Annotated in this window: 19 protein-coding genes and 1 tRNA gene; 2 read left to right on the plus strand and 18 right to left on the minus strand. The window is 58.5% G+C overall.

Going from position 1 to position 22,611, the window contains the following annotated elements:
* Positions 1-25: 25 nt before the first annotated feature.
* Positions 26-961 (minus strand): DUF3179 domain-containing protein, encoded by a 936-nt coding sequence (locus H035_RS20240; RefSeq protein ID WP_200861599.1) that lies wholly within the window; start codon positions 959-961, stop codon positions 26-28.
* Positions 962-1,003: 42 nt separating this feature from the next.
* Positions 1,004-1,747 (minus strand): DUF547 domain-containing protein, encoded by a 744-nt coding sequence (locus H035_RS0115760; RefSeq protein ID WP_040575096.1) that lies wholly within the window; start codon positions 1,745-1,747, stop codon positions 1,004-1,006.
* A gap of 234 nt (positions 1,748-1,981) precedes the next feature.
* On the opposite strand from H035_RS0115760, the gene H035_RS0115765 reads away from it, so the two are divergent.
* Entirely contained in the window at positions 1,982-4,096 is a 2,115-nt protein-coding gene (locus tag H035_RS0115765; protein ID WP_022949926.1) for a PQQ-dependent sugar dehydrogenase, read from the plus strand.
* Positions 4,097-4,315: 219 nt separating this feature from the next.
* Here the strand turns inward: H035_RS0115765 and H035_RS0115770 are convergent.
* The 6 genes from H035_RS0115770 to rlmE form a co-directional block, all read right to left on the minus strand.
* Positions 4,316-4,400, minus strand: a tRNA-Leu gene (locus H035_RS0115770).
* A 10-nt stretch (positions 4,401-4,410) separates the two neighbouring features.
* Complete coding sequence (gene secG / locus H035_RS0115775; RefSeq protein WP_022949927.1) at positions 4,411-4,776, minus strand: preprotein translocase subunit SecG; 366 nt, start codon at positions 4,774-4,776, stop codon at positions 4,411-4,413.
* A 1-nt stretch (position 4,777) separates the two neighbouring features.
* Positions 4,778-5,539 (minus strand): triose-phosphate isomerase, encoded by a 762-nt coding sequence (gene tpiA / locus H035_RS0115780; RefSeq protein WP_022949928.1) that lies wholly within the window; start codon positions 5,537-5,539, stop codon positions 4,778-4,780.
* Between the two features lie 56 nt (positions 5,540-5,595).
* Positions 5,596-6,936, minus strand: coding sequence for a phosphoglucosamine mutase (gene glmM, locus H035_RS0115785; protein WP_022949929.1), 1,341 nt, complete (start codon positions 6,934-6,936; stop codon positions 5,596-5,598).
* 130 nt (positions 6,937-7,066) lie between these two features.
* Positions 7,067-9,010 carry an ATP-dependent zinc metalloprotease FtsH gene (gene ftsH / locus H035_RS0115790; protein ID WP_022949930.1) on the minus strand — a complete coding sequence of 648 codons (1,944 nt, stop codon included), beginning with the start codon at positions 9,008-9,010 and terminating at the stop codon, positions 7,067-7,069.
* A gap of 103 nt (positions 9,011-9,113) precedes the next feature.
* Positions 9,114-9,734, minus strand: a complete 621-nt coding sequence (gene rlmE, locus H035_RS0115795; protein WP_022949931.1) for a 23S rRNA (uridine(2552)-2'-O)-methyltransferase RlmE — start codon at positions 9,732-9,734, stop codon at positions 9,114-9,116.
* A 116-nt stretch (positions 9,735-9,850) separates the two neighbouring features.
* On the opposite strand from rlmE, the gene yhbY reads away from it, so the two are divergent.
* Positions 9,851-10,120, plus strand: coding sequence for a ribosome assembly RNA-binding protein YhbY (gene yhbY / locus H035_RS0115800; RefSeq protein ID WP_022949932.1), 270 nt, complete (start codon positions 9,851-9,853; stop codon positions 10,118-10,120).
* 3 nt (positions 10,121-10,123) lie between these two features.
* Here the strand turns inward: yhbY and greA are convergent, their stop codons facing one another.
* The 10 genes from greA to hrcA form a co-directional block, all read right to left on the minus strand.
* Complete coding sequence (greA, locus tag H035_RS0115805; RefSeq protein WP_022949933.1) at positions 10,124-10,600, minus strand: transcription elongation factor GreA; 477 nt, start codon at positions 10,598-10,600, stop codon at positions 10,124-10,126.
* A 2-nt stretch (positions 10,601-10,602) separates the two neighbouring features.
* Complete coding sequence (gene carB, locus H035_RS0115810) at positions 10,603-13,845, minus strand: carbamoyl-phosphate synthase large subunit (protein ID WP_022949934.1); 3,243 nt, start codon at positions 13,843-13,845, stop codon at positions 10,603-10,605.
* A 24-nt stretch (positions 13,846-13,869) separates the two neighbouring features.
* On the minus strand, positions 13,870-15,000 hold the full coding sequence (gene carA, locus H035_RS0115815; RefSeq protein ID WP_022949935.1) for a glutamine-hydrolyzing carbamoyl-phosphate synthase small subunit: 1,131 nt from the start codon (positions 14,998-15,000) through the stop codon (positions 13,870-13,872).
* Between the two features lie 230 nt (positions 15,001-15,230).
* Complete coding sequence (hxlB, locus tag H035_RS0115820; protein WP_026596702.1) at positions 15,231-15,770, minus strand: 6-phospho-3-hexuloisomerase; 540 nt, start codon at positions 15,768-15,770, stop codon at positions 15,231-15,233.
* 2 nt (positions 15,771-15,772) lie between these two features.
* A complete protein-coding gene (gene hxlA, locus H035_RS0115825; RefSeq protein WP_026596703.1) occupies positions 15,773-16,426 on the minus strand; it encodes a 3-hexulose-6-phosphate synthase in 654 nt (217 codons plus the stop codon).
* A gap of 213 nt (positions 16,427-16,639) precedes the next feature.
* The gene (gene dapB, locus H035_RS0115830) at positions 16,640-17,440 is read right to left on the minus strand and encodes a 4-hydroxy-tetrahydrodipicolinate reductase (RefSeq protein ID WP_022949936.1); all 801 of its coding nucleotides are present in this window, start codon (positions 17,438-17,440) and stop codon (positions 16,640-16,642) included.
* 2 nt (positions 17,441-17,442) lie between these two features.
* Positions 17,443-18,588: a molecular chaperone DnaJ gene (gene dnaJ, locus H035_RS0115835; protein ID WP_022949937.1), complete on the minus strand. Its 1,146-nt coding sequence runs from the start codon at positions 18,586-18,588 to the stop codon at positions 17,443-17,445.
* Between the two features lie 86 nt (positions 18,589-18,674).
* Positions 18,675-20,615, minus strand: coding sequence for a molecular chaperone DnaK (gene dnaK / locus H035_RS0115840; RefSeq protein ID WP_022949938.1), 1,941 nt, complete (start codon positions 20,613-20,615; stop codon positions 18,675-18,677).
* Between the two features lie 68 nt (positions 20,616-20,683).
* A complete protein-coding gene (grpE, locus tag H035_RS0115845) occupies positions 20,684-21,271 on the minus strand; it encodes a nucleotide exchange factor GrpE (protein ID WP_022949939.1) in 588 nt (195 codons plus the stop codon).
* A gap of 183 nt (positions 21,272-21,454) precedes the next feature.
* Complete coding sequence (gene hrcA, locus H035_RS0115850; RefSeq protein ID WP_022949940.1) at positions 21,455-22,513, minus strand: heat-inducible transcriptional repressor HrcA; 1,059 nt, start codon at positions 22,511-22,513, stop codon at positions 21,455-21,457.
* Positions 22,514-22,611 lie beyond the last annotated feature (98 nt).

Consider the following 22,611-nt stretch of genomic DNA (forward strand, 5'->3'; position numbering starts at 1 on the left):
TAAATCGGCTTTCATGTTTGCACTTTTACCCGGAAGACCGTCGTTTCCGGATGAAAAGCGTACCAGCCGAACCAATAGGCGACGATAGCGGGGATTGTCCTTCCCTCGGACGTATATACGCGAGCGGTGCGATGTCTAGGGTCGAAGCGCACAACCACGGACTGTGCCCTCCCAGGCTATCCTGAATCTCTCCCCGGGTCTTCGCCAATTCCTCGAAAGGGTAGGCCTTGGTTTCCCCGTTCAAAGCCACTCCCAGGACCAACGCCTTGGGATGGTAGCGGTCGTCGTAGTGGGACAAGGGGAAAGGCACCCGCGCTGAACGGGCGTGGCCTGCATAGGGATCGCGCCCGTAGTCGCGGCGATAACCGGTATCGGTGGACAACACCCGGGTATCCGGATGCCGCGCCCGCCACTCGGCCCAGCTGGTGTAAGACAGAGGTAGGCTCTCGAGCCTCCGCCCTTTCATCGGACCGTCGATGCTCCGACTCATCAGCTGCGACCATAACGATTCGGTTGTCCGATCATACATTACCAGATTGCCGTTGTAGAGCAGGCCGGAAGTACCGAAACTCGTCCGCTTGCCGTCGATTTCGCCGGGATAGGCGATGCCGCTCGCGGTCAGGGGACAGTAGGTGACGGCGACCGGTTCGCCGGCGAACTCATCGTTGACGATCTCATGCCAGTTGAGAATGGCGATGGGATAGGCCTTGGCGATGCCGTGGCGCACCATTCCCAGAACCCGATCGGTAGGGCTCAGAAACTCCGCCTCCTCCGCTTCGATGAAACGGGGATCGTCGATGGCCGGAATGCCGTCTCGAGGCGGTCCGCCGGAAACGATTTCATCGGCGGGAACCAACGCGCCCTCAAGATCGAAACCGTTCTTGACGGGGTCGGCGCAGCTGGACATCGTAGCGAAGATAAGTCCCAAACCAATCCAGAATTCAATTTTTAACGCTGGCATGATGACCTCCAAAACGATGGGCTGCGATTTTCGACATGCCGATCATTCGCCGTTCAAGGACCAGTCATAGGGAAGGTTCACCTTGATGGGCAAATCCGTCGGCAAATCAGGATGATATTTGTAAATAAATCCTTCAACCCCACCCATGGATTCGAAATCCTCTTCGAACCAGTCGAAAATTCGGGAGACGCGAATCGCACCTTTTTCCACTCGCAGTCCTTTGGTGGGATTGTCGAGATACGCCTTGCTCGCGGCGTTCAGTTGAGCATTCAACTGGGCGGCGGTATAGGGTTCGCCGAACAAATCCGGACAGCTTTTCGAAGCACAGACGATGGCCGTGTGAATCCGCGGCTCATCCATATCGCGCAGCTTGTCCTCGATTTCATCCAAACTGATCTCCTGGCCGCCGACTTTGCCCGCGGTCCGCTTCCATACCGGAAAAACGAAATTTCCGGCATCCTTGATACTGTCCACGGGCCAATGATCCACGACCGTCTTGATGGCCAGGATATTGTAGGCATTGATATAAAAGGCCAGTTTCTCTTCTCGGCTTTTCAAACTTTCCGTGGGAAAACCCGCCAGTTGCGCCACAAGGCCACGAAACCGGGCGTCTTGCTTGATGGTGGAATAATCCAACCAGGCCAACTCGATACCGGCGGCGGTGCGACGGCTTAGGTGTCGTTGGAGAAATTGGCCATAGCCACTCCAATCGGGTTCCACGGCCAGGGAGGTGCTCAAAGCCAGCATTGCCAAAATTGCGAAAATCAAACGAAGCGTAGATTGCATAGGACTTACCTGTCATGAAGTATTTAACAGTCAGTCGTCGCGGTACGTTGAACCTTACATTCAATCATCGAAGCTCAGGTATCCCACAAAAGTTTCATAGGGAAATAGATTGGAATTTCTCATCACCCAGTTAAGGAGAGCGGAATTATTTTCTTCACTTAACTCTGATGTAAGGAAATGAAAGAGCGGAAGACTAATTTCATGTAAGTTCTCCTATTGATGGAGGTGTCTGCCATGAATCCCTATTTCCCGAACCTATCCTTCCTGATTTTGCTGGGAGCTTCGGTACCTCTCCAGGCAGGTATGCTCAACACCAGCTTCGAATTCAACGATACCAGCGGCTCATTCACTCTGACCAACGACAGCGGCGATTCCGCCACTTTCAGCGGCGGCGAAGCGAAAACCATTGGCGTGTTTTCACTCTACCGTTCCGGTACCCGTGCTTGGATGGTCGACCCGGAAACAACCGCAACCGTTGATCTCAGTCCTTCGGCCCGGGAGTTGACCGTCTTTCTGCGAAACCAAAGCAGCGGCACCCGTAGTATGCTGGAACTGCTCGACGGAAACGGCGGCATTCTGGCCACCTTCACCGGTTCCAGCGCGGATTGGCTTGAAGTGAACGTCAGCGAGGCCAGTCTCGGCGCACCGGTGGCGCAAATAATCCTGCGCAACCAAGGAAGCGAGGGGTATGCGGTATTGGACGATTTCAGTTTCAGCGCGACGGAAACCACGACCGGCCAAAAACTCGAGGACCCCATTCCGGCGCCGATTGAAAAAGGACAAATTAGACTGCGATTGAAACCGGTGGCCAGCGGCCTGACCGCTCCCAATTGGGCCGTTCCCGCCCCCGGCGATTCGGAGCATCTGTATGTGGGGGATCAGGACGGCAAGCTTTGGCGCATTCGCCTGGCCGACGGCAGCAAGGAAATCTTCCTGGATCTTTCCGGCCTGCTGATTCCCCTGGGTGCTTTTGGCAGCGACTCGTTCGACGAGCGCGGTTTTCTGGGTTTCGCTTTTCATCCCCAATATGCCGAAAACGGTCTGCTATACACCTATACTTCAGAGCCCGCCGACGAAAGCAGTGACTTTTCCACGCTCCCTCCCGGTACCCACCCCGACCACCGGTCGGTGATTCGCGAATGGCAGCTGAATCCCGACGATTCGACTCTGCCGCTTACCCCGGCGCAGGGAAGGATCTTGTTGAGCGTGGATCAGCCCCAGTTCAACCACGACGCCGGCGCCCTCAATTTCGGTCCCGACGGGAGGTTGTATATCGCTTTGGGCGACGGCGGCGGGGCCGACGATCGCGACGGCCAGGAATTCACGGGCAGCCCGATGGTGGGCCACGGCGCCGACGGCAACGGTCAGGACACCGGCAACCCACTGGGAACCTTGTTACGGATCGATCCGACAGGAAACGATTCGGCTAACGGTCGGTACGGGATCCCGGAAGATAATCCTTTCGTCGGCTCGGCCGCCGGGCTCGATGAAATCTACGCATTCGGCTTCCGCAACCCGTTCCGGTTCTCTTTCGATTCGGAAACCGGTGCCTTGTATCTGGCCGATGTGGGACAGAACGACATCGAAGAAGTCGATTTGATTCAAGCCGGCGGCAATTACGGTTGGAGTCTCAAGGAGGGCGAATTTCGCTTCGAGCCCAACGGCAACGATCCCGGGTTCGTGACCGACGAACCGGTGGCGGGAGATCTGATCGATCCGGTGGCCCAGTACGACCATGATGAAGGAACCGCTATTATCGGTGGCTTTGTTTATCGCGGCGGCGCCGTCTCCGCCCTGAACGGGAAATATGTGTTCGGGGACGTGGCCAAAACCGGCGCCGGCGACGGCCGACTGTTTTATCTCGACGGGGGTGCGATTCGGGAATTGGATCTGACCGAACGGGAGCAGCCCGGCTTCTGGGTCCTCGGCTTCGGCCAGGATGCCGAAGGGGAACTCTACGTGCTCGGCAACACGACCGGCGTTCCCTTCGGAACCACCGGGGCGGTGTATAAACTGGTACCCAACGCCGACTTTAATTTCACCACAGTCCAGATTCCCGCCGTGGATGTCACACTCAATAACGGCAGTAGCGGCGTCTATCGGGCGCGGCTGCAATTGGTCCAGGGGAGCCAGCCCTTCCGTTTCGAATTGGTCCACGCCGAGCAGTTGTCGGAAAACTTCCGCGGCGACAATGCGATTTTTGATCAGCCCAGCGGCGAGTTGATGCTTCCCTTCGTAAATGTGGTCGATGCCGGTGGCAGCCTGTCTACTTATTCGGCCGAGCTTCGGCAAGTCCCCAACGCCCCTGTCTTGACCTTAGAACTGATTCGGGCGGAGCGTTTGAAATAGCTTCAAATCTATTCCCCCGCCCTTATCAGGGTAGTGAGAAACTCGAAAAACTGATGTCATGACACTCTATTTTGTGTGCACGAAAGTATTAATACCACAACATATGGGTTCCGCATTATCTAAAATTGACTTTATCACCAGCCTGTTAAGTCGTTATTTTAACTAAGGTCTTGATTACAAAGAAAAACCCGGTTAGATAAAATCTAACCGGGTTATAGTTGGTGCCGACGGCCGGATTTGAACCGGCACGGCTTTCGCCACCGCCCCCTCAAGACGGCGTGTCTACCAATTCCACCACGTCGGCATAATCAGTTTCATTCTGAAGATTCGGGCGTTTCCGAAGGCGCCACCACCGGCATATCCGACTGTTTGGATTGGGGCGCCTCGGTTCCCAAGGTGGGAACATCGCTCTCTTGCTTCAAAATGTCCATGACGTCTTTTTTCTTCGTCTGAAAATCCGAAAAGTAAGCGATCGATAGGCTCGTCAGGAAGAACAACGCCGCCAGAATCGCGGTGGTCCGCGACAGGAACGAAGTCGAGCCGCGCGCACCGAACAGGGTACCGGAAGCGCCGCTGCCGAAGGCCGCGCCCATGTCGGCGCCTTTCCCCTGCTGCAGAAGCACGAGCACCACGATACCGATCGCAATCAATACGTGAACCACAATGATAAGCTGGTACATATCAGCTATTTTCCCCAGCTGCTTGAACAATTGCCAAAAAGGAATCGACTTTCAGCGAAGCCCCGCCGACCAAACCGCCGTCGATATCGGCCATGGCGAACAGTTCCGATGCATTATCGGCATTGACGCTGCCACCATAGAGGATCTGAACCTGCTCGGCCACCGTCGAATCCTGGGCGGCCAATTTCTGGCGAATGTGGGCATGCACCTCCTGAGCCTGGTCGGGGGTCGCCGTTCGGCCGGTTCCGATAGCCCAGACCGGTTCGTACGCGATGACCGCGTGGCGAAGGGAATCGATTCCCGCTTGATTTAAAATCGCATCGAGCTGTTCGTCCACCACATCGAAGGTCTGGCCCGCCTCGCGCTGTTCCAGCGTCTCGCCGATGCACAAGATCGGACGCACGCCATGCTCGATGGCTTTCTGATAACGGGCGGCGATCAGCGCATCGCTCTCGCCGTATTTCATGCGCCGCTCGGAGTGACCGACAATGGCCAATTGGCAGCCGAATTCTTTCAGCATCGGCGCGGAAACCTCGCCGGTGAAAGCGCCGGAATCCTGGTCCGCCACGTTCTGCGCACCCAGGAGCACCTGACTCCCCTGAAGTTGCTGGGCGACCTGCGGAATGAATACATAGGGCGGGCATACGCCCGCATCGACCGCTTTGCCCTGCGGCAAACCCGCCAGAATTCCATCCACCAATTGACGCACGCTTTCCGACGTGCCGTTCATTTTCCAATTGCCTACTACCAATGATCGGCGCATCTTTCCCCCTCAAAGAAATTTGAACAATTTTAGCCGGATACCCGCGAGATGGCAAATCATGCCAAGGATTGCGCCACGATCGACGCCAATTCCTGCGCCAACTCATCGATCAAATCCGCATCCCGGCCTTCGATCATGACCCGGATCACCGGTTCCGTGCCGGACGGTCGGAGCAAGACGCGACCGCTGCCTTGGAGTTTGCGCTCCACCCCTTCTTTGGCGGTCCAAACGGGGGCAACGGTGTCCAAACGGGGTGGCTTGGCCTTTACCCGCACATTGTGCAGGACTTGGGGATACTTACGCATCCCCTGCCTGAGTTGGGCCAAGGATTTGCCGCTGCGCCACATTTCCGCCAACACTTGCAGGGCGGAGACGATGCCGTCGCCCGTGGTGGTGCGATCGAGACAAATAATATGGCCGGAACCTTCCCCGCCCAGGATCCCGCCGTGGGTCTCGAGCATTTCCATGACGTAACGATCCCCTACTTGAGCGCGGAGCAAATCCACGCCCAATTCGGCCAGGGCGTGCTCCAATCCCAGATTGGTCATCAAAGTGCCCACCACCGGCCCCTCCAGCTTGCCCGCACCCAGGCGGGAGGCGGCGATGATGTAGAGGAGTTCGTCCCCGTCCACCAACGCACCGGTATGATCCACCATCAGCACCCGGTCGCCGTCGCCGTCGAAGGCGATTCCCAAATCCGCTCCGCGGGCCACCACTTCGCGCTGCAGCGCCTGGGCATGAATCGAGCCGCAATCCTGGTTGATGTTCAATCCATTGGGCTGGGTCCCGATGCAGTCCACCCGGGCCCCCACCTCGGTAAACACATGAGGGGCAATGTGATAAGTCGCCCCGTGGGCACAATCGAGCACCAGATGCAATCCGCTCAGATCCATGCACGAGGGAACGGTGCTTTTGCAAAATTCGATATAGCGACCCGCCGCATCGCCGATGCGCAAGGCTTTGCCCAATCGATCCGACGCCACCGTGGTCATGGGCTGCTCCAGATGGGTTTCGATGGCCGCCTCAATCTCGTCCGGCAATTTTTTACCCGCCCCGGAGAAAAATTTGATCCCGTTGTCGGTGTAAGGATTGTGCGAGGCGCTGATCACGATCCCGGCCTTGGCTCTCAGAGTGCGGGTCAAATAGGCGATGCCCGGCGTCGGCATAGGGCCGAGCAATTGGGTATCCACCCCGGCGGCGGACAAGCCGGCTTCCAGGGCCGACTCGAACATGTACCCGGAGATTCGGGTATCCTTGCCCACCAAAACGTGGGACGAGCCGTTGTCCCGAAACACCTGACCCGCGGCCCAGCCCAATTTCAAAACGAAATCCGGGGTAATCGGCGCTTCCCCCACCTTGCCGCGAATACCGTCCGTGCCGAAATAACGCTTAGCCACAGTTATCCCCCTTGTATCGTAATTAACCTAATGGGTTTTAGTATAAGCCATGACCGCCGCGCCATCAGCGAGCCATAATAAAAAACCCCGCACCCGGGAACCGGGCGCGGGGTCTTCAGTGCGGAGCGATTTACTCGTAGTGCTGCTTCGCCGGCCCGCCGAGGGGGCTAACCCCGGGGGAAGGAGCGGGTTTCTCCGGCCGATCTTCTTCCTGGCCCGCCGACTTGCCTTCGGTCGGCGGCGTATCTTCCCAGTCCTTGGGCGGCGGCGGCGTCCGGCCCGCCATGATGGCGTCGATCTGAGCGCGGTCGATGGTTTCGTATTTGACCAGCGCCTCGGCCATCATGTGCAGCTTGTCCAGATTGTCGGTCAGGATCTGTTCCGCCCGCTCGTAGTTGCGGTCGATAATCCCGCGGATTTCTTCGTCGATCATCCGGGCGGTTTCCTCGGAGATATTCTTGTGCTGGGTCACCGAACGTCCCAGGAAGACCTCGCCCTCGTCCTCGGCATAGGCCAAGGGACCCATCTTTTCCGAAAGCCCCCATTTGGTGACCATGTTGCGCGCCAATTGGGTGGCTCGCTCGATGTCATTGGACGCCCCGGTAGTGATGGCTTCCTTACCGAAGATGATCGCTTCGGCCAAGCGCCCGCCGAAAAGACTGGCGATTTGGCTTTCCAGTTTGCGCTTGGAGGCCGAATATTGGTCCCTTTCCGGGAGGAACATGGTGATCCCCAGCGCCCGACCCCGCGGCATGATGCTGACCTTGTAGACGGGGTCGTGTTCGGGCACGGTGAGCCCGACGATGGCGTGGCCGGCTTCGTGGTAAGCGGTCATGCTCTTTTCCTCGTCGGTCATGACCATGGAACGCCGTTCGACGCCCATGAGGATTTTGTCCTTGGCTTTTTCCAGTTCGGCCATGCCCACCCGTTTTTTGTTGGCCCGCGCGGCGAACAGGGAGGCCTCGTTGACCAAGTTGGCCAAGTCGGCCCCGGAAAAGCCGGGGGTACCGCGAGCGATGACCTTGGGGTCCACGTCGTCCAGGGTGGGAACCTTGCGCAAATGGACGCTGAGGATTTGTTCCCGCCCCCGGATGTCGGGCAGGCCCACGGTCACTTGGCGGTCGAAACGTCCCGGACGCAGCAGCGCCGGGTCGAGCACGTCGGGTCGGTTGGTGGCGGCGATGACGATGACGCCTTCGTTGCCTTCGAACCCATCCATTTCTACCAGCAACTGGTTGAGGGTCTGTTCGCGCTCGTCGTGACCGCCGCCCAGACCCGCGCCCCGCTGCCGACCGACCGCGTCGATTTCGTCGATGAAGACGATGCAGGGAGCATGCTTTTTGGCCTGCTCGAACATGTCGCGCACCCGCGAGGCGCCCACCCCGACGAACATTTCCACGAAGTCGGACCCGGAGATGGTGAAGAAGGGCACTTTGGCCTCCCCGGCGATCCCTCGGGCGATCAATGTCTTACCGGTCCCCGGGGGGCCCACCATGAGGATCCCGCGCGGAATTTTGCCGCCCAGCTTTTGAAATTTGCTGGGGTCTTTGAGGAAGTCGACCACTTCGGCCACTTCCTCGATCGCTTCCTCGCATCCGGCCACGTCCTTGAAGGTGACTTTGATTTTTTCCTCCTCCATCAGCCGGGCTTTGCTCTTGCCGAAATTCATCGCGCCGCGGCCGCCCGCGCCGCCGCCTTGCATCTGGCGCATGAAGAAGATCCAGACGCCGATCAGGAGCAGCATGGGGAACCAGGAGATGAAGATTTGCATCAGCAGCGATTCGCCTTCCGGCGGGCGCGCCTTGATTTCGACGTTGTTGGCCAACAAGTCGTCCACAAGATGCGGATCGCTGGGGCTGTAGGTGACGAATTTCTGACCGTCGGTGGTTTGCCCCTTGACGGCGTTGCCGTCGATCATCACTTCCCGAACCCGGCCGTTTTGCACCGCCGAGATGAATTGGGTGTAAGACAGCGTCGCTCCCGGTGCTTTCCGCGATCCGAAATTGTTGAATACGGACATCAGGACCGCCGCAATCACTACCCATAATAGGATATTTTTTACCATATTGTTCATCTGCGCTTTCTCCCAACCAGGTCCGTTTGGTTTTAAATTACCAATACATCCTAAGTATTGTTTACGAAGGTTGCGCTCACAAAGTTGAGCGAATGGATGACGGCTAAGATTTGAAACCCTGGGCTAACATATACACTTCCCGACTCCTCGACCGCGAAGCCTTGGGCTTGCGAGTCGCGACCTTGGTAAAGCGCCCACGCAGGCGCTTCTGAAATGATTCGAACCCTTCTCCCTGAAAAAGTTTCGTTAAAAAACAGCCCCCTTCCGTCAGAAGGTGCTCGGCGGCATCCAAGGCCAATTCCGCCAAATACATGGCGCGCGGTTGATCCACGCTGCGGTTGCCGCTCAGGTTCGGGGCCATGTCGGACAATACCACATCCACCGGAGTCTCCCCAAGCAAGGCGCACAAGTTTTGCCAAACTCGGTCCTCGGTGAAATCCCCTTGCAAATAGGTGACGCCCGGCAGAGGATCCATGGGGAGAATATCCACGGCCACCACGTTGCCGCCGGAGCCGATTTGATCCGCCGCAAACTGGGACCATCCCCCGGGGGCCGCGCCCAGATCCACTACCGTCATTCCGGGGGTCAAAATTCGATCGCGGAATTGAATTTCCTGCAATTTGAATACCGCGCGCGAACGATACCCCCGGGACTGCGCTTGGCGGACATACGTATCGTTGAAATGCTCGGCCAACCAACGGCCGCTGCTACGAGTCCTTGCCATCGCTAACCCTATACACCGTCATAACTTAGCATTTTACTCAATTTTCGACTCCTGTCGCCCCTCAAGGTTCAGATCGGCTATACTATGGCCTTTCTCCACGTCATCCCAAACATTCCATGGAAGCGAGACTGAAGCGCAACTTGAGGAGCCGGGCCCACCACCTCAAACCGGTGGTGATGACCGGTCAACACGGAATCAGTGAAGCGGTCCTGGCCGAAATCGGCCTCGCCTTGGATCACCACGAGTTGATCAAGGTCAGGCTCAGTGCCGGGGATCGCCAAGCGCGAAAGGAAATGGCCACCCACATTTGCGAGCGCCTGGAAGCGGAATTGGTGCAATTACTGGGACATGTCGCCACGTTTTATCGGGAAAACCCGGATAAATAAATCCTACTCGTAACGCACCGCGAGAATTTCGTATTCCCGCCCGCCCTTGGGCGTTCTCACTTCCACCACATCCTCGACCTCCTTGCCGATCAAAGCCCGCGCGATGGGGGAGGAAACCGAGATCAGCCCCAGCTTGATATCGGCCTCGTCGTCGCCGACGATTTGATAGGTCACCGTCTCGCCGCTCTCCAGATCCTCCAACTCCACCGTGGCGCCGAACACCACCTTGCCCTCGGCGTCGATCTGGGTGACGTCGATGATCTGAGCGTTGGCCAATTTGCCTTCGATTTCCCGGATTCTTCCCTCGATGAAGCCCTGCTGCTCGCGCGCGGCGTGGTACTCGGCGTTTTCCTTCAAGTCCCCGTGCTCCCGGGCTTCGGCAATCGCCTGAATGACTTTCGGACGCTCCACGGATTTGAGCTTCTGCAGTTCTTGTTTGAGCTTTTCCGCCCCTTTGACGGTCAATGGTATTTTTTTCATCGTTACACCCTTCCTTCCTGTTCTGTTTCGATCAGTTGCCGATGCAGATCTTGCAGGCAATACACCTGACCCGTGTGAAGCGCACTCAGCGCCAGACAAGTGGCATGAGCCCCCGCCAGGGTCGTGGTATACGTGATCCCGTGCTGAAGCGCTTCGCGCCGGATCAGGAAGGAATCCGCGATGGCCTTCTTTCCCTCGGTCGTATTGATGATCAGACCCACTTCGTCGTTTTTGATCAAATCCACAATGTGGGGTCGCCCTTGTCCGACCTTGTTCACCACTTCGCAGGCGATTCCGGCTGCCTGCAGGGCATGGGCGGTCCCGCGGGTGGCCACCAATTCAAATCCCCTTTCCATCAAGCTGCGGGCAAGAGCAACCAATTGGGCTTTGTCGCGGTCGCGGACGCTCATCAACACTCGGCCGCTGCGCACCAGACAGGTGCCGGCTGCCTGTTGGGCCTTGGCATAGGCCTCGCCGAAGGTTTCCCCCACGCCCATCACCTCGCCGGTGGATTTCATTTCCGGTCCCAGCAGGGGATCGACCTTGGAGAATTTAATGAACGGAAACACCGCTTCCTTCACCGCATAATAATGCGGCACCCGCTCCCGCTCGATTCCCTGCTCGGCGAGGGACTGACCGACCATGCAGCGGGCCGCGATCTTGGCCAAGGGAAAGCCCACCGCCTTGGAAACGTAAGGCACCGTTCGCGAAGCGCGGGGATTGACTTCCAAGATGTAGATATCCTCTTCCTTGATGGCGAACTGGGTATTCATCAAACCCACCACCCCCAAGGCCTGCGCCAGGCAACGCACTTGTTCCTTCAAACGCTCCTGCAGCGCTCCGCTCAATTCGTAGGGGGGGACGGAACACGCCGAATCCCCGGAATGGATTCCGGCCTGTTCGATGTGTTCCATCACCCCGCCGACCCAAACTTTCTTGCCGTCGCTGACGGCGTCCACGTCCACCTCCACTGCGTCGTCCAGGAACCGATCCAATAGTACCGGCGACTGATTGGAAACGCTCACCGCCTCCACCATATAGCGACGCAGGTCGTCCTCGTTGAGCACGATCTCCATGGCGCGGCCGCCGAGCACGTAGGACGGTCTGACCACCAAGGGATACTCCAGCTCCCGCGCGCACAGAATCGCTTCCTCCAGCGAGCGGGCGGTACGATTCTCGGGCTGCTTCAGCCCCAAGCGCTCCACCAATTTCTGGAAGCGTTCCCGATCTTCCGCCAAGTCGATGGAATCGGGCGTGGTGCCGATGATGGGAACTCCCGCCGCCTCCAGGTCGCGGGCCAGTTTGAGAGGGGTCTGGCCGCCGTATTGGACGATCACCCCTTCGGGCTGCTCCAGTTGAATGATTTCCAACACGTCCTCGAGGCTCAACGGTTCGAAGTAAAGCCGGTCCGAGGTATCGAAATCGGTGGATACGGTCTCCGGGTTGCAGTTGACCATGATGGTCTCGAAACCGTCTTCCTTGAGGGCGAAAGATGCGTGGACGCAGCAATAATCGAATTCGATTCCCTGCCCGATCCGATTGGGACCGCCCCCCAGGACCACGATTTTGCGCCGATCGGAGGGGGCCGCTTCGCATTCTTCCTCGTAAGTGGAATACAGGTAGGCGGTACTCGAGGCGAATTCGGCCGCACACGAATCGATCCGCTTGTAGACCGGTCGAATACCGTGCTTGTGGCGGGCGGCCCGCACTTCGCCCTCGGCGCTGTCGAGCAGTTTCGCCAGGCGCGAATCGGCAAAGCCCATCCGTTTGAACCGGTACAATGCTTCCGCCTTCAGCGTCGCCAAGGTCTCGGCTTGGAGGGAATGTTCGGCCTTGACGATTTCCTCGATCTGAGCCAGGAACCAGGGGTCGATGCGGCTATGATCGTGAATGTCCGTCAACGTCATCCCGAAGCGGAAAGCGTCGGCCACGTACCACAGCCGCTCCGGTCCCGGGCTACGCAGTTCCCGCACCAAGCGGTCGCGGGTATCTTCCGCATCCAGATCCAATTTCTCGGTCAGCCCGTCGACCCCGATTTCCAGCCCCCGCAAGGCTTTCTGCATAGATTCCTGGAAAGTCCGGCCGATCGCCATCACTTCTCCCACCGACTTCATTTGGGTGGTGAGGCGGTCGTCGGCGTCGGGAAACTTCTCGAAGGTAAAGCGGGGCACCTTGGTCACGACGTAGTCGATGGAAGGCTCGAAGGAGGCCGGAATCAACCCTCCGGTGATCTCGTTGCGCAACTCGTCCAAGGTATAGCCCACCGCCAACTTGGCCGCCACCTTGGCGATGGGAAAGCCGGTGGCCTTGGAAGCCAGCGCCGAGGAGCGCGATACCCGGGGATTCATTTCGATCACCACCAATCGCCCGTCCTCGGGATTGACCGCGAACTGAACGTTGGAGCCGCCGGTATCGACGCCGATCTCTTTAAGCACCGCGATCGAGGCGTCGCGCATCACCTGGTATTCCTTGTCGGTCAAGGTCTGGGCGGGGGCGACGGTAATGGAATCGCCGGTATGCACGCCCATGGGATCCAGGTTCTCGATCGAGCAGACGATGATGCAGTTATCGTTGCGATCGCGCACCACCTCCATCTCGAACTCTTTCCACCCGAGGATCGACTCCTCGATCAAGAGTTCGCCGACCATGGAAAGCTCCAAACCGCGCTCGCAGATTTCCACGAATTCCTCGCGGTTATAGGCGATCCCGCCCCCCGAACCGCCGAGAGTATAGGAGGGCCGGATGATGGCGGGAAAACCGATATCCTCCAATACGTTCAGAGATTCTTCTATGCTGTAGGCGATTCCGGACCGCGGCACGCTGAGGCCGATCTCTCCCATCGCGCGCCGGAACAGGTCCCGATCCTCGGCCTTCTCGATCGCCTGCTTCGAGGCCCCGATCAACTCCACGCCGTACTTTTCCAACACCCCTTCCCGGTGAAGATCCAACGCGCAGTTGAGGGCGGTCTGCCCGCCCATGGTGGGCAGCAAGGCATCCGGACGTTCCTTTTCGATGATTTTGGCCACCGTCTGCCAATCCACCGGTTCGATATAAACTCGGTCGGCGGTATCCGGATCGGTCATGATGGTGGCCGGGTTGGAATTGACCAAGACGATTCGATAGCCTTCCTCACGCAAGGCCTTGCAAGCCTGAGTGCCGGAATAATCGAATTCGCACGCCTGACCGATGACGATGGGGCCGGCGCCGAGCAACAGGATGGTTTGAATATCAGTTCTTTTAGGCATGATTCGATAACGGCGGTAAAAGTGTCAAGACCTGGCGGCCATTAACTCGATGAAGCGATCGAACAAGGTTTCCACATCCCGCGGACCGGGGCTGGCCTCGGGATGGCCCTGGAAACCGATGGCGGGACACTCCGTATGCTCGATCCCCTGGAGGCTGCCATCGAACAAGGAGCGATGGGTGGCGCGAAGATGCGCGGGCAGGCTCGCCTCCTCCACCGAGAATCCATGATTCTGGCTGGAAATCATCACCCTTCCGGTCGCCAGTTCCTGGACCGGGTGATTGGCGCCGTGATGGCCGAATTTCATCTTTTCCGTCCGCGCGCCGCAGGCCAAGGCCAAGAGCTGATGGCCGAGACAAATACCCAACACCGGCATCCGCTCCGCCAACAGGATTCGGATCGCTTCGATGGCGTAATCGCACGGCTCCGGGTCGCCCGGCCCGTTGGACAACACCACGCCGTCGGGCGCCAGGCGCAATACTTCGGCGGCGGGAGCGGTCGCCGGCACCACGGTCACCTCGCAGCCGTGCCCGGCGAGCAAGCGGAGGATGTTATTTTTGACGCCGAAATCGTAAACCACCACCTTGAAGCGGGGCGTCTCTAGTTCGCCGTATCCCGATCGGTCCGGTCGCCACGGGGTCTGGCTCCAAACATAAGAGGACCGACAACTCACCTCGCGCGCCAAATCCATGCCCTTGAGTCCCGGGAAATCTCGCGTTTTGGCAACCGCCACCTGCGGATCCACATCCACGCCGGCCCAAACACACCCCCGCTGGGCCCCCTTGTCGCGCAAGATCCGAGTCAATTTGCGGGTATCGATATCCGCGATTCCGACCACGTCCCGGCGCTTGAGATAAGCGGTCAAGGATTCGGTCATCCGCCAGTTGCTGGCGACTCCGGGCACATCCCGTACGATCAGCCCGGCGGCATGGATATAATCGGATTCCACGTCTTCCGGGTTGACCCCCACATTACCGATATGAGGATAGGTCAAAGTCACCAGTTGGCGCGCATAGGAAGGATCGGTCAGGATTTCCTGATAACCGGTCAAGGCGGTGTTGAACACCACTTCCCCGACCCGGCACCCCGAGCCGCCTATGGAGACGCCCTGAAATAACGTGCCATCCTCCAAAGCCAAGATAGCTGTCTCTTTCACGTATCCCCCGAAAGCGTGACAAACGAAACGGGATGCCCGCAGAGGCCATCCCGTTTCCGATCCAATTTACACCAATAAGTATTCATTCTAGGCGATACCCCTGTAAAGTGTCCATGGCGTCCCCGTGAACGGTTTTCATAAAAAAGGCAAGTATCCGAAACAGATACTTGCCTTTGCAGGGAAAGCATGGCGACCCCTAAAGGTCGCCATCAACCGCAAGAATGATCCAATCACTCCAGGTTGGCGTGACGCGCCTTCATGTCCTCTTCCGGAATCCCCTTCTCATGGATGACATGGGAAATCTGGGCTTCCAGGAAGATCAAGGTGGAAAGCTCGAACATGGTACCCATGGGGAGCCCTTTCACCTTGGCGTAGGACGCATCCGTGCCTACTTGGATGACCTCATCGGCGATATCCGCGATAGTCGAGCTGCTTTTAGCCGAGAGCAAGACGACCTTGGCTCCCACTTCCTTGGCTTTCTTGGCATTGGTGACCATCGAGCCGGTTTCACCGGAACCGGAAATCACGATGAACAAGTCCCCCTCACGGATAGCCGGGGTCACGGTTTCACCCAGAGCGAAGGCCTTGTAGCCGGCATGCATGAGCCGCATGACGAAGAATTTCGTCACCAGGCCGGAACGCCCCATCCCTCCGACGAAAACCTGACCGGCTTCTTCGACCATTTGGGTCAGACGATCTTCGTAATCGTTCGGGGTATTGGACAGGATATCCGTGATCTTGTCTAAAACGAGCTTCCGATGCGGATTCATCCTTAAGCTCCTGCGGCTTCGTCCACCAATTCGCGGATTTTCTTGGCAGCGGCAGCCGGATCGTCGGCGCTGTGGATAGCACCACCAACCACCACGATATCAGCACCGGCTTTCACCACGTCTTGAACGGTATCCGCTTTAATGCCGCCAGCGCAGGAAATCTTCACGTCCAGTCCCAGGCCGGAAACCAAGTTCAGGTCTTCAAACGGCGTCTGGCCGGCCAGCTGCTGGTCGATACCGGTGTGCACGCCGATGATGTCGGCACCGGCTTCGGCGGCGGCCTTGGCGATGGCGCTCTTGTCGGATACGTTGATCAGGTCCACTTGCGCCCAACCGTTGTGCTTATGCGCCGCGGTCACCACGCCTTTGATGGTGTCCAGATCCGCCGCGCCCAGCACGGTGGTGATGTCGCCGCCAGCGGCGAAGAACGGATCGGCTTCGTATTCGCCGGCGTCCATGGTTTTCAGATCGACCAGGATTTTCTTGTCGCCGAAACGGGACTTCAATTCCTTGACCAAGGAAACGCCGTTGTGCTTGATGCACGGGGTGCCGATTTCGATGATGTCGACGTACGGAGCGGCTTTAGCAGCCAGATCCAAAGTGACTTGAGGATCCAAGGAGTCGAGCGCGACTTGAATGAGAACTTCTTTCGCCATGTGATTGCTCCACTTTTCAGTTTTGGTTTTAAATTTTCGTTCACTTGACAGCCTTGCACTGCCAAGCCTTTAAACGAGCCTATAATTTCTCGGCATCAGGCCTATCGTTTGACCGACAATGATACCTGATTTAAGCCGGAAAAACTGCTACTAACTATTTATGTTGTTAGGAAATCCACTTTAAAACAGAAAACCGACGCCGTCAATTCCTAACTAAGCCAGTCCCAACACGTCCCGCATGTCATAACGTCCGGGGTTTTGCGCCATCAACCAACGCGCGGCCCGCACCGCACCTTTACCGAAGGTCATCCGGCTGGAGGCTTTGTGGGTGATTTCCAGGCGTTCGCCTTCGCCGGCGAAAAGGACCGTATGCTCGCCGACGATATCGCCGGCGCGAACGGTAGCAAAACCGATGGTCTTGCGATCGCGTTCCCCGGTTTTGCCCTGGCGGCCGTAGACGGCGCATTGCTCCAGATCCCGGCCCAAGGCGTCGGCTACCACCTCTCCCATGCGCAAGGCGGTTCCGGAAGGCGCATCCACCTTGTGACGATGATGGGCCTCGAGCACCTCCACATCCACGTCGTCCCCCAACACTTTGGCCGCCGTCTCCAGCAAGCGGAGGGCCAAATTGACTCCCACGCTCATGTTGGGCGCGAATACGATGGGAATCGTGTTCGCCGCCGCATCGATCGCCGCCCGATCCCGGGAGCTCAGACCGGTGGTGCCGATCACCAGCCGCTTGCCGTGCGAACGGCAATACTCGACGAAGCCTTGACACGACTCGGGCAAGGTGAAATCGATCAGCACGTCGAAATCCTCGCACTCCTCCAAACTGGGCCGGATCGGCACGCCCAACGTTCCGACGCCGGCCAATTCCCCCGCATCCCGACCCAGCAACTCGGATCCGGAACGGGCGGTGGCGGCGGTCAACTCCATGTCATCGGCGGCGGCCACCGCTTGAATCAAAATCCTGCCCATGCGTCCGGCGGCGCCGGGAATGGCGATACGCGTCATAGTCAATGTCCTTTACCCGGTGTGAGTTTTTCGAAGAACTGCTTCACCCCGTCGAACCAGCCATGGGCTTGGGGGCTGTGATGGCTTCCCCCGCCCTGGAGCGATTCGTCCAGTTGCTTGAGCAACTCGATCTGTTCCTTGGTCAGGCGCACCGGCGTCTCCACCCGGACCCGACAGATCAAATCGCCGATCGAGCCGCCGCGAACCGATTTCACCCCCTTGCCCCGCAAGCGGAACATGCGTCCGGTTTGGGTTTCCGGCGGGATTTTGAGGAGCAATTTGCTGTCCAGGGTCGGCACTTCCAGCTCGCCCCCCAGGGCGGCGGTGGTGAAACTGATGGGCACTTCGCAGCGAAGATCGTTGCCTTCCCGGCTGAAAATGGGATGCTCCTTGACCCGAACCTCCACGTAAAGATCCCCGGGAGGCCCTCCCTGCTCGCCCATCTCGCCTTCTCCCGCCAAACGAATGCGGTCGCCGCTGTCCACTCCTGCCGGGATCTTGACCGAAAGCGACTTGGTCCGTTGAACGCGCCCCTGACCGCGGCATTTGGGACAGGGATCGCGGTTTTCCTGGCCGCTTCCCTGGCACTGGGGGCAAGTCTGCTGAATGGAGAAAAATCCTTGCTGCATCCGCACCACGCCTTGGCCTTGGCAAAGGGAACAAGGAGACGGCTTGCTCCCGGGTCGGGCACCGCTGCCGCCGCATTCCTCGCAGGACACGAAGGTGGGGATTTGGATCTGGGTGTCGGTGCCGGCAACCGCCTCTTCGAGGGTCAGCTCCAAGGTATAGCGGAGATCCGCGCCGCGCCGGACCCGTCCGCGGCCACCGCGCCCCCGGGCGCCGCCCATGCCGAATAAATCCTCGAATACTTCGCCGAAAATATCGCTGAACGACTCGGCGCTGAATCCGCCTCCCTGGGTGGCCCCATGCACCCCGGCGTGACCGAACTGATCATAGGCGGCCCGCTTTTGCGGGTCGCTGAGCACGTCATAGGCCTCTTTAACCTGTTTGAAGCGCTCTTCGGCCTCGGGATTGTCCTGATTGCGGTCCGGATGATATTTCATCGCCAGCTTGCGGAACGCACGCTTGATCTCCGTCTCGCTGGCGTTGCGGGAAAGACCTAATATCGTGTAATAATCTTCTGCCATAGACATAAAGGTGCCGCCGACTTCACGCCGGCGGCATTTTTCTATATTTCAACCCAATCGGTCCGTGTTCCAGTCTTCGACGATCATCATTTCTTATCGTCTTTGACTTCTTCGAACTCGGCATCCACCACTTCCTCGCCTTCGGGGCGGGAGGCGGACTCACCGGCGCCGGCCGCACCGCCCGCGGCTTCCTCGCCACCGCCGGCCGCACCGTACATCTGTTGCGCCAGTTTACCGGACAATTCCGCCAAGTGCCGGCTTTTCGCCTCGATGGCGTCCTTGTCGTCGCCCTTCATGGCTTCTTCCAGATCCTGGATCGCCGATTCGATTGATTCCTTTTCCGCGGCCGGCACCTTGTCGCCCAATTCCTCCAGGCTCTTGCGCGTGCCGTGGATGAGGGCGTCGGCTTCGTTGCGCGCGGTCACGAATTCCTTGAACTTCCGGTCCTCCTCGGCGTGTACTTCGGCGTCGCGGACCATCCGCTCGATTTCCTCGTCGGTCAAGCCGCTGGCGGCCCGGATCACGATCGACTGCTCCGTGCCGGTCGCTTTATCCTTGGCCGACACGTTGAGAATCCCGTTGGCGTCGATGTCGAAGATCACCTCGATTTGCGGCACACCGCGCGGTGCCGGCGGAATCCCGGCCAAATCGAATTTGCCCAGGGACTTGTTGTCCTTGGCCATTTCGCGTTCCCCTTGCAGGACATGAACCGTCACCGCGGTCTGATTGTCCTCGGCGGTGGAGAACACTTGATTCGCCTTGGTGGGAATGGTGGTATTCTTCTCGATCAGCTTGGTCATCACGCCGCCCAGGGTTTCGATCCCCAGGGAGAGCGGAGTGACGTCGAGGAGCAGCACGTCTTTCACGTCGCCGCCCAGCACACCGGCCTGGATCGCGGCCCCGAGAGCGACGGCCTCGTCCGGGTTGACGTCTTTGCGGGGGTCCTTGCCGAAGACCTGCTTGACGAACTCCTGCACCTTGGGCATCCGGGTTTGACCGCCTACGAGGATGACATCGTCAATTTCCGACGGCGACAGGCCGGCGTCCTTCAAGGCGATTTCGCACGGCTGCCGGGTCTTTTCCACCAGATCTTCGGTCAAGGCTTCCAGCTTGGCCCGGGTGAGTTTCACGTTCAAGTGCTTGGGACCCGAGGCGTCGGCGGTGATATAGGGCAGATTGACTTCGGTCTGCTGGGTGGAGGAAAGCTCGATCTTGGCCTTCTCGGCGGCCTCCTTCAAACGCTGCAATGCCAGGGGATCGTTGTGGAGATCGATGCCGGCGTCTTTTTTGAACTCATCCACCAGATAATCGATGACCCGCTTGTCGAAATCTTCCCCCCCGAGGAAAGTATCGCCGTTGGTGGACAGGACCTCGAATTGACGCTCGCCCTCCACATCGGCCATTTCGATGATGGAGATATCGAAGGTGCCGCCACCCAGGTCGTACACCGCAACCTTGCGGTCGCCCTGCTGCCGGTCCAGACCGAAAGCCAAAGCCGCGGCGGTGGGCTCGTTGATGATCCGTTTCACTTCCAGCCCGGCGATGCGGCCGGCGTCCTTGGTGGCCTGACGCTGGGAGTCGTTGAAATACGCCGGCACGGTGATGACCGCTTCCTTGATTTCTTCCCCCAAATAAGCCTCGGCGTCCTCCTTCAATTTGCGCAGAACGCGCGCGGAAATTTCCGGCGGCGCCATTTTCTTGTCCAGGGCGGGCACATCCACCCAGGCATCGCCGTTGGGTGCCGAGACGATTTTATAGGGCACCATGTCGACGTCCTTTTTCACCACCGCATCCTCGTGCTTACGCCCGATCAGACGTTTGATGGCGAACAGGGTGTTCTGCGGGTTGGTGATCGCCTGCCGCTTGGCCGGATTCCCCACCAGCACCTCGCCTTCCTTGGTGAAAGCGACGATCGACGGCGTGGTCCGAGTGCCTTCCGCGTTTTCGATCACCCTGGGCTTGCCGCCCTCCAGAATCGCCATGCACGAGTTGGTCGTACCTAAATCGATACCTAAAATTTTTGCCATTGGCTTAATCTCCTACTGTTATTCATGTTCGCCCGCTTGAGTGATAAATGGGGCCAAGCTTTCGATTTTCAAGCTTCCTCGTCGATACGCGGCTGCGCTTCGGCGGATGGCTTGGCCACCACCACCAGGGCGGGACGAATGAGCCGGTCGTTCAAGGTATAGCCCTTTTGGAATACCTTGACCACGGTATCGGGCTCGACCCCTTCGATGTCTTCGGTGGTCATCGCCTGATGGTATTCCGGGTCGAATTTCTCGCCCAGCGGCTCGATTACCTTGATCTGGAAGCGATCGAATACCGTCAGCAGCTGCTTGAGGGTCAATTCGACCCCTTCGCGAATCTTTTCCAGCTCGTCGGTTTCCCCCGCCGCCTGCAACCCCAGCTCCAGGCTGTCGGCCACCGACAAAAGCTCCTGGGCGAATTTCTCGATCGCGTACTTCTGCGAATTTTTGAGTTCGCGCTCCATCCGCCGATGGAGGTTTTCCAGCTCGGCCTGGGCGCGCAAAAGTTTGTCCCAATTTTCCTCCGCCTGACGTTCCGCCTCGCTCAGCTTTTGCAGCAGAACCTCCGGCGATTCCTGGGTTTCGGCCGCCTCAGCCTCCACCGCCTCGGTCTGCGCCGTGGTTTCTTCCTGGGAATCTTTATTTTCCTCGGTCATAGCCTCTCCGCTTATCTGTTCTCCGAAAACTGGCAATAATATCTCCGGTTAAGACGGATGGAGGCGTCAGCCGCAACCCACCGCTCAGTCATGATGGATTCACGCGCGATGTCCGCGACGCTGGACGAACCGGGAGTCGTCCTACCGATGCGTCGATTCACTCCACCCATCTGGGGATGTTAGTTAAGATGGGGACGCCAGTTTCTGATTCAAGGCCGTGCTGAGCAATTTGGCGGTAATATCCACCAGCGGGATGACGCTTTCGTAGCGCATCCGGGTCGGACCGATCACCCCCAGCACCCCCAGCACCCGGCCTTCCACCTCGTAACTTCGGGTCACCAGACTGCATTGCTCGAAGGGCCAATAACCCGATTCCTCGCCGATGAAAATTTGCACCCCTTCCGCTTCGATGCATTGATCCAACAGATGCAGCAAGTCGCGCTTCTCGTCGAAGGCTTCGAACAATTTCCGCAGACGCGCCTGCTCGCTCAGTTCGGTGAAGTCCATCAGATTGGTCTGGCCGGCCAACACATAATCTTCTTCCAGGGACTCAGGCTTCATGAACAGGGAGCCGGCCGCTTCCAAAACCGACTTGATCTCCTCGCTGATCCGCTTCTCGGTCTGCTGCACCTCCTGCCGGATCGCGTCCCGCAGCTCGGTCAGGCGCTTCCCCTCGAGCCGGGCGTTGAGATAGTTGGACGCTTGCTGCAATTGGGACGGCGTAAACGCCTGGGACGGACGAATGACCCGATTATAGACTTCGTCGTCATCGGTCACCAGAACGACCAATACCCGCCCCTGGGAAAGCGGCAAAAACTCGATGTGCCGAAAAGCGACCTGCCCGCGCCGCGGCAAGGTCACCAGCCCCGCCATGCGACTGACTTGGGCCAGCAGCCGGGAAGCCGCGCCCAAAAGCTCATGGGGTTCCTCCAAGGACTCGAAGCCTTTCCATAGTTCCCGGGTCACCCCCGCCTCCAAGGGCTTGACGGTCAGCAGGGAATCGATGAACAATCGATATCCCTTGACCGTGGGCACCCGACCGGCGGAGGTATGGGGCGAAGCGATCAGGCCCAATTCCTCCAGATCCGCCATGATATTGCGAATCGTCGCCGGACTCAGGTTCAGCCCCGCCCCCCGCGACAAGGTGCGGGAACCCACCGGCTGACCTTCGTCAATGTAGCGTTCGATCAGCACTTTCAGCAAATGCTGGGATCGTTCGGTCAATTCCAGGAACTGGGACATGCCAATCTTTGCTGTTATCAGCACTCTTTTAAAGGGAGTGCCAAGCTAGCAATCTCTAGATATATTGTCAAGAAACACCTAATATAATTTATTTATGT

This window comes from Methylohalobius crimeensis 10Ki (genome assembly GCF_000421465.1).
GTDB lineage: Bacteria > Pseudomonadota > Gammaproteobacteria > Methylococcales > Methylothermaceae > Methylohalobius > Methylohalobius crimeensis.